This window comes from Kineococcus rhizosphaerae (assembly GCF_003002055.1).
Classification (GTDB): Bacteria; Actinomycetota; Actinomycetes; order Actinomycetales; family Kineococcaceae; genus Kineococcus; species Kineococcus rhizosphaerae.
On the sequence record NZ_PVZF01000005.1, the window covers coordinates 165,495 to 188,315 of the forward strand.

General features: G+C 75.0%; 24 protein-coding genes and 1 tRNA gene. 9 read left to right on the top strand and 16 right to left on the bottom strand.

Going from position 1 to position 22,821, the window contains the following annotated elements:
* Window positions 1–80: 80 nt before the first annotated feature.
* The 4 genes from msrA to CLV37_RS11720 all read left to right on the top strand — a co-directional run bounded on the left by msrA (window position 81) and on the right by CLV37_RS11720 (window position 3,942).
* Window positions 81–749, top strand: a complete 669-nt coding sequence (msrA, locus tag CLV37_RS11705; protein WP_106210446.1) for a peptide-methionine (S)-S-oxide reductase MsrA — start codon at window positions 81–83, stop codon at window positions 747–749.
* 236 nt (window positions 750–985) lie between these two features.
* Window positions 986–1,693: a response regulator gene (locus tag CLV37_RS27575; RefSeq protein ID WP_170127209.1), complete on the top strand. Its 708-nt coding sequence runs from the start codon at window positions 986–988 to the stop codon at window positions 1,691–1,693.
* 12 nt (window positions 1,694–1,705) lie between these two features.
* On the top strand, window positions 1,706–2,857 hold the full coding sequence (locus CLV37_RS11715) for an ATP-binding protein (protein ID WP_106210448.1): 1,152 nt from the start codon (window positions 1,706–1,708) through the stop codon (window positions 2,855–2,857).
* Window positions 2,854–3,942, top strand: coding sequence for a hypothetical protein (locus CLV37_RS11720; protein WP_106210450.1), 1,089 nt, complete (start codon window positions 2,854–2,856; stop codon window positions 3,940–3,942). The genes CLV37_RS11715 and CLV37_RS11720 overlap by 4 nt, the downstream gene beginning before the upstream one ends.
* Before the next feature lie 23 nt (window positions 3,943–3,965).
* Here the strand turns inward: CLV37_RS11720 and CLV37_RS11725 are convergent, their stop codons facing one another.
* Window positions 3,966–5,147 carry a dihydrodipicolinate synthase family protein gene (locus tag CLV37_RS11725; protein ID WP_211298580.1) on the bottom strand — a complete coding sequence of 394 codons (1,182 nt, stop codon included), beginning with the start codon at window positions 5,145–5,147 and terminating at the stop codon, window positions 3,966–3,968.
* Window positions 5,144–6,292, bottom strand: coding sequence for a Gfo/Idh/MocA family protein (locus CLV37_RS11730; RefSeq protein ID WP_106210452.1), 1,149 nt, complete (start codon window positions 6,290–6,292; stop codon window positions 5,144–5,146). Before CLV37_RS11730 ends, CLV37_RS11725 begins: the two co-directional genes overlap by 4 nt.
* Window positions 6,293–6,378: 86 nt before the next feature.
* On the opposite strand from CLV37_RS11730, the gene CLV37_RS11735 reads away from it, so the two are divergent.
* From CLV37_RS11735 to CLV37_RS11750, 4 genes are all read left to right on the top strand, one after another.
* Window positions 6,379–7,131 carry a sugar phosphate isomerase/epimerase family protein gene (locus CLV37_RS11735; protein WP_106210454.1) on the top strand — a complete coding sequence of 251 codons (753 nt, stop codon included), beginning with the start codon at window positions 6,379–6,381 and terminating at the stop codon, window positions 7,129–7,131.
* A gap of 141 nt (window positions 7,132–7,272) precedes the next feature.
* The gene (locus CLV37_RS27580; protein WP_106210456.1) at window positions 7,273–8,298 is read left to right on the top strand and encodes a permuted SH3 domain-containing protein; all 1,026 of its coding nucleotides are present in this window, start codon (window positions 7,273–7,275) and stop codon (window positions 8,296–8,298) included.
* Window positions 8,298–9,035 carry an ABC transporter ATP-binding protein gene (locus tag CLV37_RS11745; protein ID WP_106210459.1) on the top strand — a complete coding sequence of 246 codons (738 nt, stop codon included), beginning with the start codon at window positions 8,298–8,300 and terminating at the stop codon, window positions 9,033–9,035. Before CLV37_RS27580 ends, CLV37_RS11745 begins: the two co-directional genes overlap by 1 nt.
* Window positions 9,032–10,264 carry an ABC transporter permease gene (locus CLV37_RS11750; protein ID WP_106210461.1) on the top strand — a complete coding sequence of 411 codons (1,233 nt, stop codon included), beginning with the start codon at window positions 9,032–9,034 and terminating at the stop codon, window positions 10,262–10,264. The genes CLV37_RS11745 and CLV37_RS11750 overlap by 4 nt, the downstream gene beginning before the upstream one ends.
* Window positions 10,265–10,348: 84 nt before the next feature.
* Here the strand turns inward: CLV37_RS11750 and CLV37_RS11755 are convergent, their stop codons facing one another.
* The 10 genes from CLV37_RS11755 to CLV37_RS11800 all read right to left on the bottom strand — a co-directional run bounded on the left by CLV37_RS11755 (window position 10,349) and on the right by CLV37_RS11800 (window position 18,792).
* Window positions 10,349–11,713 (bottom strand): cystathionine beta-synthase, encoded by a 1,365-nt coding sequence (locus CLV37_RS11755; protein ID WP_106210463.1) that lies wholly within the window; start codon window positions 11,711–11,713, stop codon window positions 10,349–10,351.
* Window positions 11,714–11,755: 42 nt separating this feature from the next.
* Window positions 11,756–12,610 carry a transporter substrate-binding domain-containing protein gene (locus tag CLV37_RS11760; RefSeq protein ID WP_106210465.1) on the bottom strand — a complete coding sequence of 285 codons (855 nt, stop codon included), beginning with the start codon at window positions 12,608–12,610 and terminating at the stop codon, window positions 11,756–11,758.
* 33 nt (window positions 12,611–12,643) lie between these two features.
* A complete protein-coding gene (locus CLV37_RS11765; protein ID WP_106210467.1) occupies window positions 12,644–14,263 on the bottom strand; it encodes a methyl-accepting chemotaxis protein in 1,620 nt (539 codons plus the stop codon).
* A 66-nt stretch (window positions 14,264–14,329) separates the two neighbouring features.
* On the bottom strand, window positions 14,330–14,680 hold the full coding sequence (locus CLV37_RS27585; RefSeq protein ID WP_170127211.1) for a hypothetical protein: 351 nt from the start codon (window positions 14,678–14,680) through the stop codon (window positions 14,330–14,332).
* A 5-nt stretch (window positions 14,681–14,685) separates the two neighbouring features.
* The gene (locus CLV37_RS11775; RefSeq protein ID WP_106210469.1) at window positions 14,686–15,522 is read right to left on the bottom strand and encodes a Bax inhibitor-1/YccA family protein; all 837 of its coding nucleotides are present in this window, start codon (window positions 15,520–15,522) and stop codon (window positions 14,686–14,688) included.
* A 98-nt stretch (window positions 15,523–15,620) separates the two neighbouring features.
* Window positions 15,621–15,884, bottom strand: a complete 264-nt coding sequence (locus CLV37_RS11780; protein ID WP_106210471.1) for a hypothetical protein — start codon at window positions 15,882–15,884, stop codon at window positions 15,621–15,623.
* Between the two features lie 206 nt (window positions 15,885–16,090).
* Window positions 16,091–16,177: transfer RNA gene (locus CLV37_RS11785), tRNA-Leu, on the bottom strand.
* Between the two features lie 42 nt (window positions 16,178–16,219).
* On the bottom strand, window positions 16,220–17,521 hold the full coding sequence (locus CLV37_RS11790; RefSeq protein WP_106210473.1) for an NAD(P)/FAD-dependent oxidoreductase: 1,302 nt from the start codon (window positions 17,519–17,521) through the stop codon (window positions 16,220–16,222).
* Entirely contained in the window at window positions 17,514–18,389 is an 876-nt protein-coding gene (locus tag CLV37_RS11795; RefSeq protein ID WP_106210475.1) for a uracil-DNA glycosylase, read from the bottom strand. The genes CLV37_RS11790 and CLV37_RS11795 overlap by 8 nt, the downstream gene beginning before the upstream one ends.
* Window positions 18,349–18,792 carry an SRPBCC family protein gene (locus tag CLV37_RS11800; RefSeq protein ID WP_106210477.1) on the bottom strand — a complete coding sequence of 148 codons (444 nt, stop codon included), beginning with the start codon at window positions 18,790–18,792 and terminating at the stop codon, window positions 18,349–18,351. Before CLV37_RS11800 ends, CLV37_RS11795 begins: the two co-directional genes overlap by 41 nt.
* A 41-nt stretch (window positions 18,793–18,833) precedes the next feature.
* Between CLV37_RS11800 and CLV37_RS11805 the strand changes: the two genes are divergently transcribed.
* Window positions 18,834–19,193, top strand: coding sequence for an MmcQ/YjbR family DNA-binding protein (locus tag CLV37_RS11805; protein WP_106210774.1), 360 nt, complete (start codon window positions 18,834–18,836; stop codon window positions 19,191–19,193).
* Window positions 19,194–19,249: 56 nt separating this feature from the next.
* Here the strand turns inward: CLV37_RS11805 and CLV37_RS11810 are convergent, their stop codons facing one another.
* From CLV37_RS11810 to eno, 4 genes are all read right to left on the bottom strand, one after another.
* Window positions 19,250–20,212, bottom strand: a complete 963-nt coding sequence (locus CLV37_RS11810; RefSeq protein WP_106210479.1) for a Ppx/GppA phosphatase family protein — start codon at window positions 20,210–20,212, stop codon at window positions 19,250–19,252.
* Window positions 20,209–20,727: a DUF501 domain-containing protein gene (locus tag CLV37_RS11815; RefSeq protein WP_106210481.1), complete on the bottom strand. Its 519-nt coding sequence runs from the start codon at window positions 20,725–20,727 to the stop codon at window positions 20,209–20,211. The genes CLV37_RS11810 and CLV37_RS11815 overlap by 4 nt, the downstream gene beginning before the upstream one ends.
* 10 nt (window positions 20,728–20,737) lie before the next feature.
* Complete coding sequence (locus CLV37_RS11820; RefSeq protein WP_170127212.1) at window positions 20,738–21,193, bottom strand: FtsB family cell division protein; 456 nt, start codon at window positions 21,191–21,193, stop codon at window positions 20,738–20,740.
* 215 nt (window positions 21,194–21,408) lie between these two features.
* Window positions 21,409–22,704, bottom strand: coding sequence for a phosphopyruvate hydratase (gene eno, locus CLV37_RS11825; protein ID WP_106210485.1), 1,296 nt, complete (start codon window positions 22,702–22,704; stop codon window positions 21,409–21,411).
* Window positions 22,705–22,821: the final 117 nt, after the last annotated feature.

Here is a 22,821-nt window from a genome sequence, read left to right on the forward strand (position 1 = left end):
GTCCACCGGTGGGGCCGCGCGGGGAACGGATGACGCCGGCGCGCTGTTGAACCCGTCGACACCGCTGAAGGGAGCGATGGATGCTGTTCGGCAACCCGTTCAAGACGACCATGGTCACCGCGGACGAGGCCCTGAAGGGCTCGCAGGAGCGCCGCTTCGAGGTCCCGGCGACGCACACGGTCCTCGGCACCCCGCTGGAGGGCCCGTGGCCCGAGGGCACGCAGGTCATCTCGTTCGGCATGGGCTGCTACTGGGGTGCCGAGCGCATCTTCTGGCAGCAGCCGGGGGTCGTGACGACCGCCGTCGGGTTCCAGGGCGGGTTCACGCCCAACCCGACGTACGAGGAGTCGACGACGGGCCGCACGGGCCACGCCGAGACGGTCCTGGTGGCCTACGACCCGACGGTGACGTCGGCGGAGCAGCTGCTGAAGGTGTTCTGGGAGAACCACGACCCGACGCAGGGCTACCGGCAGGGCAACGACCGCGGCACGGAGTACCGCTCGGCGGTCTTCACGACGACGGACGAGCAGTTCGAGGCGGCGCAGCGCACGCGGGAGACGTTCCAGCGCGAGCTGACCGAGCACGGCCACGGCCGCATCACGACCGAGATCCGTCCCGTGAGCGAGGCAGGCCGGTTCTGGTACGCCGAGGACTACCACCAGCAGTACCTGCAGAAGGTCCCCAACGGGTACTGCAACCACGGCCCGAACGGCCTGACCTGCCAGATCGGTCTGGTCACCTCGGACTGAGCGCAGAGGCAGAGGGGGGACGGTGCCCGTGGGCACCGTCCCCCCTCTGCTGCGTACGCCCCCCAGCGCTCGCGTGGCCACCCGTCCCCCCGGCGGGGTGCCTGCCCCGATCCTGTCAGAGCCGAGGAGCGCGGGACACCGTCGCGGTACCCCCCTTTCGGGGGCGGGACCTTCGGCCGTCCGGCACGCCGAGGGGCCCCGCGCTCGGTACCCTCCCCGCAGGAGGGGATCTTCACGTGGCTACGAGTACCGGATCCGGCCCGGGGCCGGGGAGGCTGCGCATCGCCGCCGTCGACGACCACCCGGCGTTGCTGGCGGGGCTGCGGCTCGAACTGGCGCGCCTCGACGCGTCCATCGAGTTCGTCGCGACCGCCCCGACCGTGCCCGACCTGCTCACCCAGGTCGAGGGGTCCCCACCCCCCGACGTCGTGCTGCTCGACCTGCGCCTGGGGGACTCCTCGACCCCGGCGCAGAACGTCGCCGCCGTCGTGGCGGCCGGTTCCCGCGTCCTCGTCTACACCGAGGGCCGGCAGCACGCCGAGGCGCTGCAGGCCATGCGGGCCGGGGCCCAGGGGGTGCTGCTGAAGGACCGGCCCGTGGCCACCGTCGCCGCGGCCCTGCACGCCGTCGCCGACGGGGACACGGTCTCCTCGGCCGAGACCGCGGCCGCCCTGCAGGTCGACGAGGCGCTCACCTCGCACCTGTCGCCCCAGGAGCTGCGCGTGCTCGAGCTGTACGCCGGCGGGATGCCCGCGCGGTCGGTGGCCCTGCGCCTGGGGGTCACGCTGGAGACGGCCAAGAGCTACCTCAAGCGCATCCGCGCCAAGTACGCGGCCGTCGACCGGCCCGCGTACACGCGCATGGAGCTGTACCGGCGGGCGGTGGAGGACGGCGTCCTGGCCCCGCTCGCCTCCCCCGCCGCACCGGACCCGAGTGCCGACTGAGCCGGCGCTCTCGTGACCCGGCACGGGGTCCAGCGCCTGCTCGCGCTGGTGCTGGCCCTGGCGGTGGTCTCGATCGTGCCGACCGTCGTCGCGAACCTCGTCGGCGGCCGGGTGGGCGCCCCCGTCCCGTGGTCGGTCGCGGTGCTCACCGCGTACGCGGCGGTCCTGGGGCTGCTGCTCGTGCAGGCCGTCCGGCGCGGTGCCGCGGGGGTCCCGGCCTGGGCGCTCGTGGTCGTCGGGAACCTCGCGCTCGCCACCTACCCCCTCGTCGCGCGGGACGCCGACGACGACGTCCCCTGGGTGCTGGCGCTGTCCCCCGTCACGGTGGGCGCCGGCGCGGTGGCGACCCCGTCGCTGGCGGGCGCCCTCGCCCTGACGGGCCTGCACCTCGGGCTGCGGCTGGCCCTGCAGCTGTCGGGGGTGTGGACGGTGCCCGTCGACGTCGGCGTCCAGGAGGCGGTGGGCCTGCTGGTCATCGCGACGGCCGCCTCGGTCGCGGTGCTGTCGGTGCGCGGCGCGGCCCGCCAGGTGGAGGCGGCGCGCACGGGCGCCGACCGCGCCGCGGCCGCCGCCGCGGCGGCGCGGGCCGTGGAGCTGGAGAACTCGCGCTGGGACGGCATCGTGCACGACGACGTCCTGGCCTCGCTGTCCCTGACCGCGCACGTGCGCGACGACGCCGACCGGCTCCGGGCCCGCGCGGCGGCCGCCAGGGCCCTGGCGAGCATCGACCACGACACCGTCGCGGCGGGCCCGACGACCGTGGCCGAGGCCGTCGGCCGCCTGCACCTCGCCGTCCTGGACCTGCACCCGGCCGCCGCGGTCGAGCTGCCCGCCGCGCCCGCGGGGGCCCTGGACGAGGACACCCTCGACGCGCTGAGCGCCGCGACCGTCGAGGCGTGCCGCAACGCGCTGCGGCACGGCGGTTCCGGCGGGACGGCACCCGCGGTCCGGGTCCGCGTGCGGGTCGGCGGCGGGCGGTTGCGCGTGGAGGTGCGCGACGACGGTGCGGGGTTCGACCCGCGCACGGCCACCCCGCGGCTCGGGCTGGCCCTGTCCGTGCGGCGCCGGGCCGACCTCGTGGGCGGGCGGGCCCTGGTCCGGTCCGCGCCGGGGGTGGGGACGGTCGTGCTCCTGAGCGTGCCGGTGCGGGAGGAGGACCGGTGAGCGGGGTGCAGCGCGCCTGCCTGCTCGGCGTCGTCATCTGGCTGTCCTCGCACGGGCCGCTGGTGGCGCTGCTGTCCCTGCACGAGCACCGGGCGCCGTGGTTGTCGCTGACGGCGCTCGCCGTCGTGCTCGTGGCCAGCGCGTGGGCGGTGCGGCCGCTGCTCGGCGGGCCCCTGGAGCTGCGCCTGCCCGCGGCCCTGCTCCTGGCGGCGGTGGTCCCGGTGAGCGGTCTGGCGGTCACGCCGTTCCTCGACGACTCGCTGTGGCGCACGTACGCGAACTACTGGCCGGGGCTGACGCAGATCGTCGTCTCGGCCCTGGTGATGCGCCGGCGCTGGCTGCCGGCCCTGGCCGCGGAGATCGCCTCGGCCGCCGTCCTCGGGGCCTGCCTCCTGGCGTCGGACCTGCCGCACCGGGGCATCGCCTTCGCGGCGCTGAACCAGCCGGCCATCGTGTGGTTCTCGGCGTCGCTGGGGGTGCGCCTGCTGTTCGACCGCACGGCGCGCGACGTGGCCCGCTTCGAGGCCGACGCCGGCCGGGCCGTGGCCGCGCGCGCCGGGGCCGAGGCCCGCGAGCGCAGCGCCGCCCAGCGCCGCGAGGACCTCGAGCACAGCGCGGCCCCCCTGCTGCGGCGGGTCGCGGTGACCGGGCCGGACTCCCCCGCCTGGCCGCTGCTGTCGCGGGCCGCCCTGACCCTGGAGCGCCGGCTGCGCGACGACCTGCGGGCCCGGGAACTGCTCGACGACGACGTCAGGGCCGGCCTGCGCGCGGCCCGCGACCGGGGCTGCGAGGTCGACGTCGTCGACGACCGGGGTCCGGGTGCCGCGCACGACCGGGAGTTCGTGGCGCAGCTGCGGGCCGTCCTGGCCCCGCTGCTGAACGCCTGCGGCACGGCGCGGGTCACGTTCCGCCTGCCGCCCGGCGGGGGCTGGGCGACGGTGTCGGTCGACGGGTCGGCGCGCGAGGCGGACGCGGTCGCGGCCGCGCTGCGGCTGGCCCACCTGCGGGGGGTCGACCTGCGGGTCGAGACGGACCTGCAGACCGAGGGCGGAGCCGGCTCGCTGTGGGCCGAGCTCCGCCCCTGATCCCGAGGGGTCCGCGGAGGGCTTCAGAACCCGTGGACGGCGAGGTACTGCCGCATCCGGGAGGCCGCCCCGACGGGGTCGGTCAGGACACCGGCCTCGTCGGCCAGCCTGAACGTCGTCGCCTGGTGGACGGCGCTGCGCGCGGAGTGCAGCCCGCCGACCATCGCGTACCCCGGCTGCCGGCCGTCGAGCCAGTTGAGGAACGCGATGCCCGCCTTGTAGTACGGGGTCGGCGCCCCGAACACGTGCCGGGCCAGCGGGACCGTCGGGTCGAGGGCGGCGCGGAACCCCGCGACGTCCCCGGCGTCGAGCCGGACCAGCGAGGCCGCCGCGACGTTCGCGATCCCGGCGAAGATCCCCAGCAGGGCGTCGGAGTGGTGCTGCCCGTCGCCGGCGACGAGGTCGGGGTAGTTGAAGTCGTCGCCGGTGTAGAGGCGGACCCCGGCCGGCAGCCGGCGGCGCAGTTCCTTCTCGTGCTCGGCGTCCAGCAGCGACACCTTCACGCCGTCGACGTGCGCGGCGTTGCGGCGGACCAGCTCCACGAAGACGTCGGTGGCGGCGGCGACGTCGCGCGAGCCCCAGTACCCGGCCAGCGCCGGGTCGAACACCTCCCCCAGCCAGTGCAGGACGGCGGGGCGGCGGACCTGGGCGAGCAGACCGTCGTACAGCGCGAGGTAGTCGTCGGGGCCGGTGGCGGCCGCGGCCAGGTGGCGCGAGGCCATGAGGATGGGCTGGGCACCGGCGTCCTCGACGAGGGCGAGCTGCTCCTCGTAGGCGGCGCGCACGGCGGGCAGGGGGTGCACGCCGGGGGCGAGCTGGTCGGTCCCCGCGCCCGCGGCGACGGCGCCCCCGACGGCCGCGGCCTCGCGGGCACTGCGCCGCACGAGCTCGGTCGTCGCGGCGAAGTCCAGCCCCATCCCGCGCTGGGCGGTGTCCATGGCCTCGGCCACCCCGAGGCCGAGGCTCCACAACCGGTGCCGGAACGCCAGGGTGGCGTCCCAGTCGAGGTCGGCCGGGGCGCCGGGGACGTTCTCGGCGCCCGCGCGGGGGACGACGTGCGCGGCGGCGAACACCGTCCGCGAGCGCGCCGGGCCGGTGGGGACCTCCCAGGCGACGGGTTCGCGGACGGCGTGCTCGACGAGGCCGTCCGCGGTGGGCAGCAGGAGCGTCTGACCGGTCAGCCCGCGCTCCACGGTGACCGTCACAGCGTGATCTCCTGCAGTTCCACGCGTCGGCCCTCGGCGGAGGACTGCAACCCGGCCTGGGCGAGCCGCACACCCCGTGCGCCGGAGAGGAAGTCGTACGGGTGGGGGGTGTCGGCCACGACGTGCCGGACGAACTGCTCCCACTGCGCCTTGAACCCGTTGTCGAAGACGGTGTTGTCGGGGACGGTGAGCCAGTCGTCGCGGTAGCGGTGCTGCTCGGCCAGGTCGGGGTTCCACACGGCCTTCGGGGTCGCCGAGCGCGGCTGGACGCGGCAGTTCCACAACCCGGCGACGGCGCTGCCGAGGGTCCCGTCGACCTGGAACTCGACGAGTTCGTCGCGGTCGACGCGCACGGCCCAGGAGGAGTTCAGCTGGGCGACGATCCCGCCCTCGAGCTCGAAGATGGCATACGCCGCGTCGTCGGCCGTGGCCTTGTACGCCTCGCCGTTCTCGTCGTACCGGACGGGGACGTGGGTGACGGCCTTGGCGGTGACGGCCTCGACGGGGGCGATGGTCTGCTCCAGCACGTAGTTCCAGTGGCAGAACATGTCGGCGACGATGCCGCCGCCGTCCTCGGCCCGGTAGTTCCAGCTGGGGCGCTGGGCGGGCTGCCAGTCGCCCTCGAAGACCCAGTACCCGAACTCGCCGCGCACCGAGAGGATCTCGCCGAAGAACCCGGAGTCGACGAGCCGCTTGAGCTTGACGAGGCCGGGCAGGAACACCTTGTCGTGCACGACGCCGTTCTTGACCCCGGCGCGGGTGGCGGCGCGGGCCAGTTCGATCGCGCCCTCGAGGGTCTCGGCGGTGGGTTTCTCGGTGTAGACGTGCCGGCCGGCCTCGATGGCCTTGAGGATGGAGCGTTCGCGCGCAGAGGTGAGCTGCGCGTCGAAGTAGAGCGGGTAGTCGTCGTCGGCCAGCGCGGCGTCGACGTCGGTGGTCCAGTGCTCCAGGTCGTGCCGGCGCGCGATGTCGCGCAGCTTGTCCTCCGAGCGCCCGACGAGCAGGGGTTCGAGCTGCACGCGCGAACCGTCGGGCAGTTCGACCCCGCCCTGCTCGCGGATGGCCAGCACCGAGCGCAGCAGGTGCTGGCGGTACCCCATCCGTCCGGTGACACCGTTCATGACCACACCGAGGCGTTGCACCATCGCGGCCTCCTCCAGTTCCGAGAGTGTTGGGAATGCGCTTTCCAGAGGCTAGGCCAGCGGAGGGCGCCCGTGCAAGGATCCGGCCTGTGCTGACTCCCGGTCTGTGCTCGATCACGTTCCGCCAGCTCGACGTCGACGGCGTCCTCGACGTCGCCGCCCGCGCCGGGCTGGCCGCCGTGGAGTGGGGCGCCGACGTCCACGTGCCCGTGGGCGACCTGGACACCGCCCGCTCGGTGGCGGCCCGCACCGCCGCCGCGGGCCTGCGGGTGGCCTCCTACGGGTCCTACTTCCGCGCCGGGGTGAGCGAGGGGTTCGCCGACGTGCTGGCCACCGCCGTCGCCCTGGGCGCCCCCCGGGTCCGCGTGTGGGCCGGGGCGCAGGGGTCGGCCGGCGCCGAGCGCGGACCCGTCGTCGCCGCCCTGGCCGACGCCGTGCGCCGCGCCGCCGACGCCGGGGTCCAGATCGGCACCGAGTCGCACGGCGGGACCCTCACCGACACGACGGCCTCGACCCTCGCCCTGCTCGCCGACGTCGACGGACGCACCGGGACCGAGGCGCTCACGACGTACTGGCAGCCCACCGTCGACGCCCCCGACGACGACGCCGTCGCCGAACTGGCGGTCCTGCTCCCCCGGACCAGCACCGTCCACGCGTTCTCCTGGTCCCCCGGCACGACCCGGCAGCCGCTCGCGAGCCGGGAGTCGCTGTGGCGGCGCGCGGTCGGGCTGCTGGCCTCCTCCGGCGGCGACCACGACGTCCTGCTGGAGTTCGTGCCCGGCGACGACCCCGGCGTCCTGGGACGCGAGGGAGCCGTGTTGCGGGAGTGGTTGAACACCTGACCTCCGACGCGCCCCGGGCGGGTGATCCGAACTCCCCTGCCGGGCGCTCAGCTGCTGCTAGGTTCCGGCCCAGCCGCTCGGGGGAACGGCAGCCTGCAACCGTGCACCAGCGGCCCCCGGCCGATCGACCGGAGGTACGCCGTGGGTGTCGTCCGCACCATCGTCTTCCCCGCGCTCAGGCTCCTGGTCTGGGCGCTCATCGCCGTGGCCCTGCTCTGGATCGCGTTCGTGCGCACCAACCGCAGCGAGGACGCCGTCGCCACCCCGTCCGCCGTCGTCCAGCCCCCCAACGCCACCGTGACCGTCGGGGACGTCACGAACACCGTCAGCCTGCAGGGCACGATCCAGGCCGACCCGGCCACGACCGTGAAGGCGACCGCCACCGGCGAGGTCGCCAGGGTCCGCGCCGAGGTCGGCGACACCGTCGAGAAGGGCACCCCGCTGTTCACCGTGAAGGTGACCGTCGAGGCCCCCCCGTCCACCGCCGCCCCCACCGACCCGGCCGCCCCGCCCGCGGCCCCCACCACGAAGACCGTGACGGTCACCTCCACCACCGGCGGCACCCTGGCCACCCTCGACGTCCTGCCCGGCCAGGCCGTGACCATCGGCGGCGACGTGGCCACCGTCAGCCCCGGCACCCTCACGGTGTCCGCACCCCTGACGCAGGCCCAGCAGTACCGGCTGCTCGCCGCCCCCTCGACCGCGAAGATCACGGTGCCGGGCGGTCCCGGCACCTTCGAGTGCACCGGCCTGCGCACGGGGAACCCGACGACCCCGCAGCAGCAGACGCCCGACCCGAACCAGGGCTACGTCGACCCGTACGCCGACCCCTCGGCCTCGATGACCGGGGCGAGCGTCAGCTGCGCCGTCCCGCCGGGCGTGCAGGTCTTCGCCGGGCTGTCCGCGACGGTCGACGTCACGGCCGGCACCGCGACCGGCGTCCTGCTGGCCCCCGTCACCGCCGTGCGCGGCAGCGTCGGCACCGGCACGGTCTGGACCGTCGCCGACGACGGCACCCAGACCGAGACCCGGGTGACCCTGGGCCTGACCGACGGCAACGACGTCGAGGTGAAGGACGGCCTGACCGAGGGCCAGCAGATCCTGCAGTTCGTCCCGAACACCGACACCCCCAGCGGCCAGTCCGGCGCGTACGGGGCGGGCTCCTGATGGACGCCGGGGACCACGTCGTCTCGCTGAGCGGGGTCAGCCGCAGCGTGCGCCTGCCCGACGGCACCGACCTGCACATCCTCACGGGCGTCGACCTGCACGTCGAGCGCGGCGAGCACATCGCCGTCGTCGGCCGCTCGGGGTCGGGCAAGTCGACGCTGCTGAACATCGTCGGCCTGCTCGACGCGCCCACGACGGGGCAGTACCTGCTCGACGGCGAACCCGTCCGGGCCCGCTCCGACCGGCGGACCGCGAAGCTGCGCGGGCAGACGTTCGGTTTCGTGTTCCAGCAGTTCAACCTCCTGCCCGGGCGCACCGCCACCGAGAACGTCGCGAACCCGCTCCTCTACGCCAGCGGCCGGGAGTTCCTGCGCCGCAAGCGCATCGCCCGGGACATGCTCGAACGGGTCGGCCTCGGCCACCGGCTGGACACCATGCCGGAGAAGCTGTCCGGCGGCGAGCAGCAGCGCGTCGCCCTGGCCCGCAGCCTCGTCCGGCGCCCGCGGGTCCTGCTGGCCGACGAACCGACCGGCGCGCTCGACGTCGACACCGGCTCCGCCGTCATGGACGTCCTGGAGGACCTCGTGCGCAACGACGGGACGACCCTGGTGACCATCACCCACGACCTGTCCGTCGCCGCCCGCGCCGACCGGCAGTTCCGCCTCGACCACGGCGTCCTGACCGAGATCACCGCCGACGCCCTGGCCACCGCGACCGCCCACCGGGAGACGATGTGACCGGCCTGCTCGCCGCGGTCTCGGAGGCCTGGAGCGAGATCCGCGTCAACCGCGTCCGCGTCGTGCTCTCCCTCGTCGGGGTGTTCCTCGCGGTGTTCGCCATGACGACCATCACGGCCGTCGGGAACATGGCGCGGCAGATGGTCGGGGAGAGCACCGAACGCTCCGCCGGCCGCTCGGCGACCCTGCGCGTGGACGCCTACCCGATGACCTCGAACACGGCCGACGGCGTGCGCGAGGTGTCCGCCGCCCTGCGCGCGGCGGCGCAGCGCCACGAGACGGCCTGGTGGGGGCTGGCCTCCCAGCCCTACGGCGGCGGCGGCCAGCTGACGGTCCGCTTCCCCGCGGGCACCCAGCTCGTCACGGCGACGACCGTCGACCCCAGCTACGGCACCATGCACCGCGTCATCACCGAGCAGGGCCGCTGGTTCTCCGCCTCCGACGCCTCCGCGTTCGCGCCGCGCCTCGTCGTGAACCAGGCGTTCGTCGACCGCCTCGGTGAGTTCGACGCGACGAACCCGCCGACCGTCGTCCTGGGCGGGGACACCCCCGTCACGGCGACCGTCGTCGGGGTCTCGGCCTCGGCCGGCTACGACGCGCAGGCCCCGGGCGCCTACGTCCTGAACTCCGACGCGCAGCGGTGGAACGTGCTGGGCGACCCGCAGAACTCCTCCCCGCCCGGGCTGGAGATGTGGGTGCCGGGGGCCGACGCCGAGGCCCTCGTCGCGGCCCTGCAGACCGAGGTCCAGCAGAGCCTGCCCGGGTACTCCGTCAACGTGTACCGGCAGGACGCCGGCGACGAGCTGAACGTCCTGGACAAGGTGCTCGCCTACGGGGTGCGCGGCGTCGGGGTCTTCGCGCTGCTGCTCGGCGGGATCGGCGTCCTGAACGTCGGGCTGGTCACGGTGCGCCAGCGCATCCGCGAGATCGGCGTCCGCCGCAGCTTCGGCGCCACGGGCGGCCGGGTGTTCTTCGCGGTGCTCCTCGAGAGCGTCGCGGCGACGTTCGTCGCGGGGTTCCTCGCGGTGATGCTGTCGATCATCCTCGTCTCGAACTTCCCGCTGGAGGCCGTCCTGCCGGCGGGCGTGACGCTGCAGGACGTGCCGCCCTTCCCGGTCGCCGCGGCCGTCGAGGGCCTCGTCGCAGCCACGGCCGTCGGGGCCCTCGCCGGGGTCGTCCCCGCGACGATGGCCGTGCGCGCCAAGGTCATCGACGCGATCCGCTACTGACGGCCGGTCCCACGCCGCAGGCGCACCCCGCGCCCCGGGAACCCGGGGGGACGGGCGGGAGGTGTGCCTGCGGCGTGGTCCGGGTCAGTGCGAGGAGGCGAGGTAGGCCAGCAGGTCGTGCCGCGTGACGACGCCCACGGGCTTGCCGTCCTCGACGACGACGGCCGCGTCGGCGCCGGAGAACACCTCGCGCGCGTCGCCCAGGGACTGCCCCGCCCCCAGCAGCGGCAAGGGCATCCCCATGTGCGAGCTCACCGCGTCGGACATCTTCGCCTTGCCCGTGAACAGCGCGTCGAGGATCTCGCGCTCGTTGACCGACCCCGCGATCTCGCCCGCCATCACCGGCGGTTCGGCGCCGACGACGGGCAGCTGGGACACCCCGTACTCGCGCATGATCTCGACGACGTCGTGGACGGTCTCGGTCGGGTGGGTGTGCACCAGGGCGGGCAGCCCCGCGGTCTTCTGCCGCAGCACGTCGCCGACGGTGCCGCCCTCCTCGGACTCCAGGAACCCGTAGGACGACATCCACTCGTCGTTGAAGATCTTGCCGAGGTACCCGCGGCCGCTGTCCGGCAGCAGCACGACGACGACGTCGTCGGGGCCGAGGTCCTTCGCGGCGCGCAGGGCCGCGACGACGGCCATCCCGCACGACCCGCCGACGAGCAGACCCTCCTCGCGGGCCAGGCGCCGCGTCATCTGGAAGGAGTCCGCGTCCGAGACCGCGATGATCTCGTCCGGGACCGACGGGTCGTACGCGCTGGGCCAGAAGTCCTCACCGACCCCCTCGACGAGGTACGGGCGCCCGGTGCCCCCGGAGTACACCGAGCCCTCCGGGTCGGCGCCGATGACGCGCACCGGGCCCTGCTCCTTGAGGTAGCGGCCCGTGCCGGTGATCGTCCCGCCCGTGCCGACGCCGGCGACGAAGTGCGTGACCCGGCCCTCGGTGTCGGCCCAGACCTCCGGGCCGGTCGTCTCGTAGTGGCTGCGCGGACCGTGGACGTTGGCGTACTGGTTGGGCTTCCAGGCGCCCTCGATCTCCCGCACGAGCCGGTCGGAGACGGAGTAGTACGACTGCGGGTCCTCCGGCGGGACCGCCGTGGGGCACACCACGACCTCGGCGCCGTACGCCTTGAGCACGTTGCGCTTGTCGACGCTGACCTTGTCGGGGCAGACGAACACGCACCGGTAGCCGCGCTGCTGGGCGACGAGGGCCAGCCCCACGCCCGTGTTGCCGGAGGTGGGTTCGACGATCGTCCCGCCGGGCTTCAGGAGCCCCTCGGCCTCGGCGGCCTCGATCATGCGCGTCGCGATGCGGTCCTTGACCGAGCCGCCCGGGTTCAGGTACTCGACCTTCGCCAGGACGGTGCAGGCCAGCCCCTCGGTGACGCGGTTCAGCTTGACGAGCGGGGTACCGCCCACGAGGTCGACGACGGTCTCGGCGTAGCGCATGGGCCCATCATCCCGCACGGGACGCGGGCACCGGGACGGCGCTCAGGCGCCGCCGTTGATCGCGGCCGTGTGCAGCGCACCGTCCTGGACGCCGTGCTTCTCCAGGACCGCGTCGTAGGTGCCGTCGGCGATGGAGTCCTGCAGCGCGCGCTGGAGCGCGTCGCGCAACGCGGTGCGGTCCTCGGCGACCGCGTACCCCCAGGGCGCGGCCTGCCACGGCTGGCCGACCGCCTGCAGCTTCCCGCCGGAGTCGGCGACCAGCTCGGCCGCCGCCGGCAGCCCCTCGACGCCGAAGTCGGCGCGACCGGCGAGGACCTCGCCGGCGCTGTCGGTGAAGGGCACGTCGACGAAGCCGATGGGCGCCTCACCCGCCGCCACGCAGGTGCCGGACTGGCCGTGGACGATGTCGGCGTCGGTGCTGCCCTCCGAGGCGGCCCCGGTGCGCCCGCACCAGGACATCGGGTCGGCGCTGACGGCGGTGCTGCCCGCGGCGGCGATCAGCTGCTCACCGGCGTGGAAGGCGTCCACGAAGTCGACGTTCGTCTGCCGCGAGGCCTTGTCGGTGATGGACGACCCCGCGAGGTCGACCTGGTGGGCGGCGGCCTGGTCGCGCAGGCTCGCGAACGGGGTCTGGACGAACGTCGGCGTCAGGCCCAGGCGGTGGGCCAGGTCGGTGAGCAGGTCGATGTTCGCCCCCGCCACCCGACCGTTCTCCTGGTACTCCATCGGCGCGTAGGTCGCGTCCACCGCGACGGTCAGGGTGCCGGGGGTCACGAGCTGCAGGTCGGCCGACGGCCGGGCGGGCGCGGCGCTGGTGGCGGCCTGGCCCCCGCAGCCGGTCAGGGCCGGCAGGGGCAGCACCGTGGTGGCGGCGAGGAGCGCCGTCGCACGGGACACGGGGTTCTCCTGGCGGTCGGTGGGTCCGGGGGGTCAGACGGTGAACTTGCGCAGCTCGTCCTCGAGGGCGGCGGCCGCCGAGGCGACCCGGTCGGCCGTCCCGGCCGTCTGCTGGGCGACCTCGGTCGTGAGGTTCACGTCCTGGGCGATGGAGGTGATCGAGCGGGTCACGTCGGCCGAGCCGATCGCGATCTCGTCGACGTTGCGCACCATCTCGCGCGTCGTGGCGGTCTGCTCCTCCACGGCGCTGGCGACGGTGGACTGCAGGTCGCTGATGCGTTCCACGACGCCCCGGATGGTCCGGATGGCGTGGTCGGCCGCAGCCGCGTCCCGTTGCGCCGCAGCGACCTTCGCGACGATCCCCTCGGACGTGCGGGCCGACTCGGACGCCAGTTCCTTGACCTCGCTGGCCACGACGGCGAACCCCTTGCCGAAGTCGCCGGCGCGGGCGGCCTCGATCGTGGCGTTGAGGGCGAGCAGGTTGGTCTGCTCGGCGATCGAGGTGATGACGCGGACGATGTCACCGATCTCGGCGGAGGACTGGGCGAGCCCGCGGACCGTCTCGACGGCCTGCTCGACGGCGGCGACGGCGTCGGTGGCGACGCTGCTGGCCTCGGCGGTGGCGGCGGCGATCTGCTCGATCGCGGCCGACATCTCCCCGCTGGAGTCGGCGACGCTGCGGATCGTCACCGAGATCTCCTCGGCGGCGGCCGACCCGGCGTCGGCCTGCGCCGCCGAGCCCACGGCCCGCTCGTGCAGGGAGCCGGAGACGTGCGTGAGCTCGCCGGCGGAGGAGGACATCTCCCGGCTGACGCGGCCGACCTCGGCGAACAGCTCCCCGAGCTTGTCCAGGGCGGTGTTCAGGGCGCGGACCATCCGGCCGACCTCGTCCTCCCGGCCGACGGTCCCGCGCTGGTCCAGGCGCCCCTCGGCGACGGCCTCGAGGATCTCGACGGTGCTGCTCAACCGCCGGCGCAGGCCCCGGACGACGGTCAGGGCGACGAGGGCGAGGACGACGGTGACGATCAGGCTGGCCGAGACCGTGACGACGAGGGCGGTGCGGCGGGCGTGCGCGGCCTGGGCGACGGCGGCGGACTGGGCCGCGGCGGCGGCCTGCACCATGCCCGGCACGGCCTGGGCCAGGACGTCGGCCTCCTTAGAGAAGGCGGGCACGGCCTGGCGGGCCGCGTTCTGCTGGGGGTCGGTGATCTCGCGGTTGGCCAGGGAGACCACGCGCTGCCCGAGGGTGATGACGGTCTCGGTCTGGGTGCCGAGCGCGGCGGCCTGGCGGCGGACCTGGGCGTCGTCGGAGGCGGCGAGCGCGCGCAGGGAGGACCGCAGGGTGATCGCGTCGGCCCCCAGCGCCCCGATGGCCTGGTGGCGCTGGGCGCTGTCGGAGGTGACCAGGGCCGTCATGACGTCGCCGCGCAGCTTGGCCTGGGCGGCGTCGACGGCACCGGCCTGGGCGGTGGCGCGGTCGGCGACGACGAGGGCGGTCTGGGCGCTGTCCTGCTGCTGCGAGCCGAGGATGCCGACGCCGCCGACGGCGACGACGCCGACGACCCCCACGGCGGACAGCGCGATCAGGCGGGCGGCGATGCCGGAGCCGCGGCGTGCTGCGCCGCCCTGGTGCCCGTTCAGCGATCGAGACATCGCCGTCCTCCTCGGTGGTCGATGGGTTCACCGGACCATCGGCCGAGAGGGTGAGGGGCTGAAGCGCTACGGCAGGGCGCGGCGCACCCGGGCGAGGACGTCGTGGGCGGCGGCCAGGGTGGTCGCGGTGCCGGAACGGACGACGTCCGCGCCGACGACGGCGAGCTGGTCGCCGAGGCCGTGGGTGGCCAGCCGCGGCAGCGGGCGCCGGTCACGGCCCTCGGCGTCGGCGGCGAGGTCGGCCAGTTCCTGGGCGGCGGCCCGGACGGCGTCGGCGGGGCTGGTGCTCTCCCCCGCCGCCGGCCGGTCCAGGCGGGCCAGCGGCAGGCCGCGGACGCGGTCGGCCTGCAGGTGCACCGCACGCGAGAACTCGGCCCTCCGGGCGTCCGGGGGGCCGAGCTCGTCGTGCGTGCTCACGTGCGTCAGTCGTTGCCGCGCAGGATGGCGATCAGGCGCAGGATCTCCAGGTACAGCCAGACCAGGGTGACCATGAGGCCGAAGCCGGCCCGCCAGCTCTCCTTGACGGGCAGGCCGTTGCGGATGCCCTGCTCGATGTGGTCGAAGTCGAGGACCAGGAACAGCGAGGCCAGGACGACGCCGAAGGCGCTGACGAGGATCGCCAGCGCGCCGCCGCCGGCGTACACGTTGCCCCAGCCGATGAGCGAGGAGGCGAGGTTGGCGAGCATGAACACGCCGTACCCGATGCCGGCGATGAGCAGGACCTTGGTGAAGCGCGGGCTGTTGCGGACGACGCCCGTCTTGTAGGCGAGCAGCATCCCGGCGAAGGCGGCGAGCGTGCCGAGGACGGCCTGGCCGATGATCCCGTCGTACAGGGAGGCGTAGAACGCGGAGATGCCCCCGACGAAGACGCCTTCCAGGGCCGCGTAGGCGAACATGACGCCCGGGCGGACCTTCTTGGACAGCTGGGCCCACAGGCCCAGGACCATGGCGACCAGGGCCGGGACGATGACGGCGCCGAAGCCCATCCCGGCGCGGGTGACGCCGAGGTACCCGGCGGCGGCGCCGACGAGCAGGACCGCGAACAGCGAACCGGTGCGGACGACGACGTCGTCCAGGGTCATGCGGCGCGACTGCGCCGGGGTGGCGGACGGCTTGGTGTACCAGTCCTCGAGCGTGCGGGCGGACGCGTCCGCGGGACGCTGCCGCTGCCGCTGCGCCGAGCCGGGGGCGTCGAACGTCGCGTAGCCGTTGCGCTTCCACTCGTTGCTGCGTGCGAAGACCGGGTTCTTGCTCTCCATGGCTCCCCTCCGGAGCTGAGGTCGTTGATCGTTGCAACGGCCAAGCACCTGCGGGGGTTCCCGGAGCGGATCACGGACTCATCACGATGGCGGGGGCGTCAGCGCCGCCCCTTCCACCACCGGCCGCGTCCGCTCCCGGGACGGGACGGCTCGCCGGCCCGCCACCCCGACCGCGCGCCGGCCTCGTCGCTGAACGGCACGGGCCGGCCCGCCCAGGCGCCCTGCTCCCACAGCGCCTTGGCGACGGTCTCGACGGCCCTCGTCTGCGGGCTCGGCCGGTACTCGCCCCAGTACGCGCCGGAGACGCTCTGGACGAGCCCGGTGCCGGGGTCGACGAGGACGGTGACCTCGGTGGGTGTCACGCCGCACCCGCCGCGGGTCCGGGGCGGACGGGGCGGACGGGGCGGACGGGGCGGTGGCCACGGGCCGAGACGTCGCGCTCGCCGGTCACGGGCAGCCCCGCTCCGGTCGGTGGTGTCGAGCTCACGGGGTGGGTATCGACCACGGGGACGGCCCGCTGAACCCCGGCGGCGGACCCGCCGGTCCCGGCGCGGGTCGGCGCCGCGCGTGGTACCCGGGACGGGGATCGAACCCGCACGCCGCGAACGGCCCGGGGGTTTAAGCCCCGTGCGCCTACCAGTTACGCCACCCGGGCCTGCGCAGCCGACATCCTCTCAGGCCCCGCGCGGGGTCGGCGTCAGGGCCGGACGGCGCGTCCGGGCTCCGCGGGCGGCGACAGGACGCCCGCGGAGACGCTCTCGCGCGGGAACAGCGCGGACTGGAGCCACCCGAGCAGCACCCCGGCCTTGCGGCCCGCGGTGGGGACCCGCGACAGGTGGTGCAGCCGGTGCAGCAGCCAGGCCGGGTACCCGCGCAGCCGCAGGCCCCGGACCTGCGCGACGCCCCGGTGCAGCCCCAGCGTCGCCACCGACCCGACGTGGCGGTGCCGGTACTCGCGCGGTGCCCCGCCGCGCAGCACGGCGACGAGGTTGTCGGCCAGCCGTCGCGCCTGCCGCACGGCGTGCTGGGCGTTGGGTGCGCAGAACGTGCCGGGAGCCGTCACGTCGGGCACGGCGCAGCTGTCCCCCGCGCCCCAGGCCGACTCCACGCCCTCGACGCGCAGGTCGGCGCGCACCCGCAGCCGGCGGCGCCCGTCCAGCGGCAGGTCGGTGGCCCCCAGCACGGGGTGGGCCTCGACCCCCGCCGTCCACACGACCGTCGCGGCGTCGAACTCCTGCCCGTCGGTCAGCACGACGCGACCGCCGGCGCAGCTCGCCAGCGTGGTCCGGGGCAGGACCTCGATCCCGCGCTCGCGCAGGACGTCGGCGGCGTAGCGGGCGAGCCGCGCCCCGACCTCGGGCAGGATCCGGTCGCCGGCCTCCACGAGGACGAACCGCAGGTCGGCGGCCCTGAGCCCGCGGTGCAGGCGCAGGGCGTAGCGGGCCATGTCCTCGACCTCGGCGAGGGCCTCGACGCCGGCGTAGCCGCCACCGACGAACACGAAGGTCAGGGCCCGGGCGCGGACGGCGGGGTCGTCGGTGGCCTCGGCGAGGTCGAGGTGGGCGAGGACGCGGTCGCGCAGGTGCACGGCCTGCTCCACCGTCGTGAACCCGACGGCGTGCTCGGCCAGACCCGGGACCGGCAGGGTGCGCGAGATCGAGCCGGGCGCCACGACGAGGACGTCGTACCCGATCTCGCGGTGGGTGCCGTCGTCGGTGCGGACGGTCGCGACGCGGTCGGCGTGCCGGACGCGCGTCACCTCGCCGGTGACGACGTCGGTCCCGGGCAGCGCAGGCCGCAGCGGCACCACGACGTTGCGGGGTTCGACGGAGCCGGCCGCGACCTCGGGCAGGAACGGGCGGTACGTCATGTACCCGCGGGCGTCGACGAGCGTGACGCGCGCCTCGCCCCGGCGCAGCCGCTGCTGCAGCCGCAACGTCAGGGTGAGCCCGACGTGCCCGCCGCCGACCACGAGGACGTGCGGGACGCGTTCACGCACCGAGGTCGTCCTGACGTCCCAGCCGAGCGGCCCTGGCCACGACCTCGTCGAGCATGGCCTCCGTGAGCCGGCCCGTGGAGGTGTTCTGCCGGCTCACGTGGTAGCTGCCGAGCAGCACGACGTCGCGGTGCGGCGCGCCGAGCCCGGCCTCGGCGCCGTGGCCGAACCGGGGCTGGGGGCGGGGCACCGCCCACCCCGCGCGGCGGGCCGCCCCGAGGGTCGAGGCCCACGCGATCGCGCCCAGCGCGAGGACCACCCGGACGTCGCCGGCGAGCGCGGCGAGCTCGGCGTCGAACCACGTCCCGCACGTGGCGCGCTCCTGCGGCGTCGGCTTGTTGTCCGGCGGTGCGCACCGCACGGGCGCGACGATGCGGGTGCGCCGCAGCGCGAGCCCGTCCGCGGCGTGCACGGAGGTCGGCTGGTTCGCCAGGCCCGCCCGGGACAGGGCCCGGACGATCCAGTCCCCCGAGGAGTCCCCGGTGAACATCCGGCCCGTGCGGTTGCCGCCGTGCGCGGCCGGCGCGAGCCCGACGACGAGGACCCGGGGGTCGTCGACGCCGAGGCTCGGCACGGGCCGGCCCCAGTAGGGCTCGGCCCGGAAGGCGCGGCGCCTGGCCCGGGCCACGTCCTCGCGCCAGGTCACCAGCCGCGGGCACGCCCGGCACACGCAGCTGCGGGCCACGACGTCGGCGGCCGTACCGCCGGCGGCGAGCCGGCGGACGTCGTCGGGCGTGCGGGCGACCGGGGTCGCCGCGTCGGAGGGGTCCCCCGGCCAGCCCGTGCCCGGCGCGACGGGCGAGGTGAACGGCTGCCCCGTCGCGGGGTGCTCAGCGGGCGACGGTGTCGGCGAGGTTGTCGAGGAGTTCACCGTAGATGCGGTCCAGGCCGCGGGGGGCGAAGGTGCGCTCGAAGAACCCGCCGATGCCGCCGGCGCCGTTCCACTCGCTGGTGACGACGACCTCGGCCGCGTCCGGCCCGTCGGACTCCACGCGCCACGTCGTGACCAGCGTGGAGTTCTCGTCGCTCTCGACGAGGGCGTGCCGGTCGGTGGAGCTGACGACGGCGTGCACGTCGCGCACGCGCTTCTTGGTGGCGTGCAGCTTCCAGCGGACCTGGGTGCCGGGGCCCTGGCCGCCCTCGACGACCTCGTAGTCGGTGAACTGCTCGGGCAGGAGCCGGGGCCGCGTGCCGCGGTAGTCGGCCAGTGCGGCGAGGACGCGGTCTGCGGGCGCGTCGATGCGTCGAGTGGTCGTGGCGGTCACGGTGCTCATGCTTCCCACCCTGCCAGATGTGCGGTGCAGTGGTGCCCGTGGTGACGAGCGGCACGGTGCGCGGCTGGGCACTGGAGCTGCCCGGGGCCCACGAGGAGGAGACCTGGGGCGCGGCGACGTTCCGGGTCGGGGCGAAGATCTTCGCGGTCCTGCGCGCGGAGGACGGGACGGCCTCGGTGAAGGCGAACCCGGCCGACCAGGCCGAACTCATCGCCGGCGACCCCGCCACGTACGCCGTCGCCTCGCACGTGGGCCGGTTCGGCTGGGTGCGGGTGACCCTGTCGTCGGCCGACCCGGTCGAGCTGCGCTCGGTGGTCCTGGAGGCGTGGCGCCGGACGGCGCCGAAGCGCCTGCAGCTCGCCCTGCCCGACGACCTGCGCGCCCTGCTCCCCCGCCGCTGACGGAGCCGAGGTTTCGGCACGTTGACTCCACAGTCCCGGTGAAAGAGACCCGGGAGTCAACGTGCCGAAACCCGAGGCTTTCGCAGGGAGCGGGCGAGGGCGACGGCGATCCCGTCGAGGATGTCGTGCTCGCTGGTGACGACCTCGGTGGTCCCGGCCCGCGCCACCACGCGCTCGAGCACCGTCGCCCACACCAGCGCCCCGGCGCCGATGACGTCGACCCGGCCCGGGTGGACGAAGGGCATGGCCGCCTTCTCGGCCCGCGTGGCGCGCAGGAGCCGGTCGCACGCGGCGAGGACCTGCCCGACCGGCAGGCGGACCCCGTGCAGGCACCCGGGCGCGTACTCGGCGAGGTCGACGGCGCACGCCGTGATCGTCGTGATCGTCCCGGCGACGCCCACGAGGGTGCGCGCCCGTTCCAGCGGTACCGGGCTGGAGTCGAGCAGGCGCTCCACGTCCGCCCGGGCGGCGGCGACCTGCGCGGCGCCCGGCGGGTCGTCGTGCAGGTACCGCTCGGTCATCCGGACCGAGCCCATGTCGAGCGAGCGGGCGGACTCGACCTCGCGGGTCCCGAGGACGAGCTCGGTGGACCCGCCGCCGAGGTCGACGACGAGGAACGGCGCCTGCTCGGGGCCGAGTTCGGCGGTGGCGCCGGAGAAGCTCAGCGCGGCCTCCTCCTCGCCGGTGACGACGTCGGGTTCGACGCCGAGGCGCTCGCGCACGCCGGCGAAGAACTCCTCGCGGTTGGACACGTCGCGCGAGGCGGACGTCGCGACGAAGCGGACGGCCTCCGGCGCGTGCCGGGCGACGAGCTCCGCTGCCCGCTCGACGGCGGAGAACGTGCGCTGCAACGCCTCCGGGGCGAAGGCCCCGCTGCGGTCGACGCCCTGACCGAGGCGGACGACCTCCATCGTGCGTTCGAGCTCGACCGCCTCCCCGGTCGCGGGGTCGACGTCGGCGACGAGCAGGCGCAGCGAGTTGGTGCCGCAGTCGACGGCGGCGACCCGGCGACGGCTCACGCGTCCGCCCCGGTGTGCGGGCAGGTGGCCGGCCAGCCGCCGTCGGCGGCGAGGCGGTCGAGGGTCTCGTCGCCGAACGGGTTCACGCCCGGCCCCGCGGCGAGGGCGTGCCCGACGAGGGCGTGCAGGCACTTCACGCGCGTCGGCATCCCGCCGCAGGAGATCCCGGCGATCTCGGGGACGTCGGCGTCACCGAGGGCCGCACGCCGGCGCAGGAAGTCCTCGTGGGCCGCGACGTAGCGCGCGGCGAGGTCCTCGTCGTCGCCGAGGCGGTCGGTCATCTCCCGCATGAGGCCCGAGGCCTCCAGGGTCGAGATCGCCCCGGCCGCGATCGGGTCGACGAGGTAGTACGTCGTCGGGAAGGGGGTGCCGTCGGGCAGGCGCGGGGACGTCTCCACGACGTCGGGACGCCCGCACGAGCAGCGGTGGGCGACGGCGACGACACCGCGCGGCACCCGGCCGAGGCGGCCGGCGATGCTGTCGAGGTCGGCCTGGGTGGCGGGGGTCGTGCTCACGGCCTGCCTTCTACTTCGTGGTGGTGCTCGAACCGGTCGATCCGAGCCCCGGGGTCTGGACGGGGGCGACGGTGTCGTTCCCGGCCAGGCGCAGGGACTCCCAGATGTTCTCGTACCAGGCGGCCGCCGACTTCGGGACGGTCGTCGCGGCCCGTTGCGGGGAGACCTGGTCGGCGTCGGACTCACCGTCGACGACGTAGGGCACCTCCCCGGGCAGGACGTAGCGCAGTCGCTCCCGCGCCTGCGTCATGACGTAGGCGTCGTCCTTCCAGCGTTCCTGCGCCGCCTGCGCGGTGGCGAGGTCCTGCTGCTGCTGCGTGATCTGGGCGTTCAGCCGGCCGATCTCGGAGCGCTGCTCCAGCCACTTCTGCAGGCTGGGGACGAGGAAGATCGCCAGCAGCAGCACGACGGCCGACAGCACCAGGACGCGGGGCCCCCGGACGCGACGGCGGTCGGCCGCTGACATGGTCGCCGAGCTGCGGCCGCGGGCCGCGGGTGCGGGCCGGGAGTTCGCCGCAGCCGGGCGCGAGCCGCTCGGCCCGCGTCCCGACCCCGGGCGCGGGCCCTGTCGCGGAGCAGCAGCGCGCCCCGCCGCCCCTCCCTGCCGGGAGGGACTGCGGGGCGCAGCAGGACGTCGCGTCGCCATGGGACCAGCTTCTCCCGGACGCAGCCGTCAGCGGGTCAGGCGCGCCCGGTGAAACCGGCCGAGCGCGGGAACGCCTTGGCGCCGGCGTAGCGCGCGGCGTCGTCCAGCTCCTCCTCGATGCGCAGCAGCTGGTTGTACTTCGCGACGCGCTCGGAGCGGGCCGGGGCACCGGTCTTGATCTGGCCCGAGCCCACGGCGACGGCGAGGTCGGCGATGGTGGTGTCCTCGGTCTCCCCCGAGCGGTGGCTCATCATCGTGGTGAAACCGCTGCGGTGCGCCAGGTCCACGGCGTCGAGGGTCTCGGTGAGCGAACCGATCTGGTTGACCTTGACCAGCATCGAGTTGCCGGCGCCGAGGTCGATGCCCTTCTGCAGCCGCTCGGGGTTGGTGACGAACAGGTCGTCGCCGACGAGCTGGAGCTTGCCGCCCAGGGCGTTCGTGATGTGCACCCAGCCGTCCCAGTCGTCCTCGGACAGCGGGTCCTCGATGGAGACCAGCGGGTACTCCGACACCAGGCCCTCGTAGTAGCCCGTCATCCACTCCGCGGAGCGCTCAGAACCCTCGAAGGAGTACTTGCCCGCCTCGAAGAACTCGGTCGCGGCGACGTCCAGGGCCAGGGCGATGTCCTTGCCGGGCTCGAAACCGGCCTTGCCCACGGCCTCGAGGATGAGGTCGAGGGCGTCCTTGTTGCTGGGCAGGTCGGGGGCGAAACCACCCTCGTCACCCAGGCCGGTGGACAGGCCCCGCGACTTCAGCACCGACTTCAGCGCGTGGTACGTCTCGGCGCCCCAGCGCAGCGCCTCGCGGAACGAGGCCGCACCGACGGGGGCGATCATGAACTCCTGGATGGCCACGCCGGTGTCGGCGTGGGCACCACCGTTGACGATGTTCATCATCGGCACGGGCAGCACGTGGGCGTTCGGGCCGCCGAGGTAGCGGAACAGCGGCAGGTCCGCCGAGGACGCCGCGGACTTGGCGACGGCCAGGGAGACGCCGAGGATCGCGTTGGCGCCCAGGCGGTTCTTGTTGGGGGTGCCGTCCAGGTCGAGCATGACCTGGTCGATGATCCGCTGCTCGTGGGCGTCGTGGCCGACGAGCGCCGGGCCGACCTCCTCGATGACGGCCTCGACGGCCTGCTCCACGCCCTTGCCCAGGTACCGGCCCTTGTCGCCGTCGCGGCGCTCGTTGGCCTCGTAGGCCCCGGTGGAGGCGCCCGACGGCACGGCCGCCCGCGCGAAGGTCCCGTCGTCGAGCAGGACCTCGACCTCGACGGTGGGGTTGCCGCGCGAGTCAAGGATCTCGCGAGCTCCGACGGCCTCGATGGTGGCCACGCGCACTCCTCGTGCTTCTCGATGTCGTCTGTCGGGCCGAGCCTAGTCGCCTTCCGCTCCCCGCGGTCCACCGCCCGAGCGCCTCGTCGCCCGCGGTGCGGCGGGATCGGGGCACGT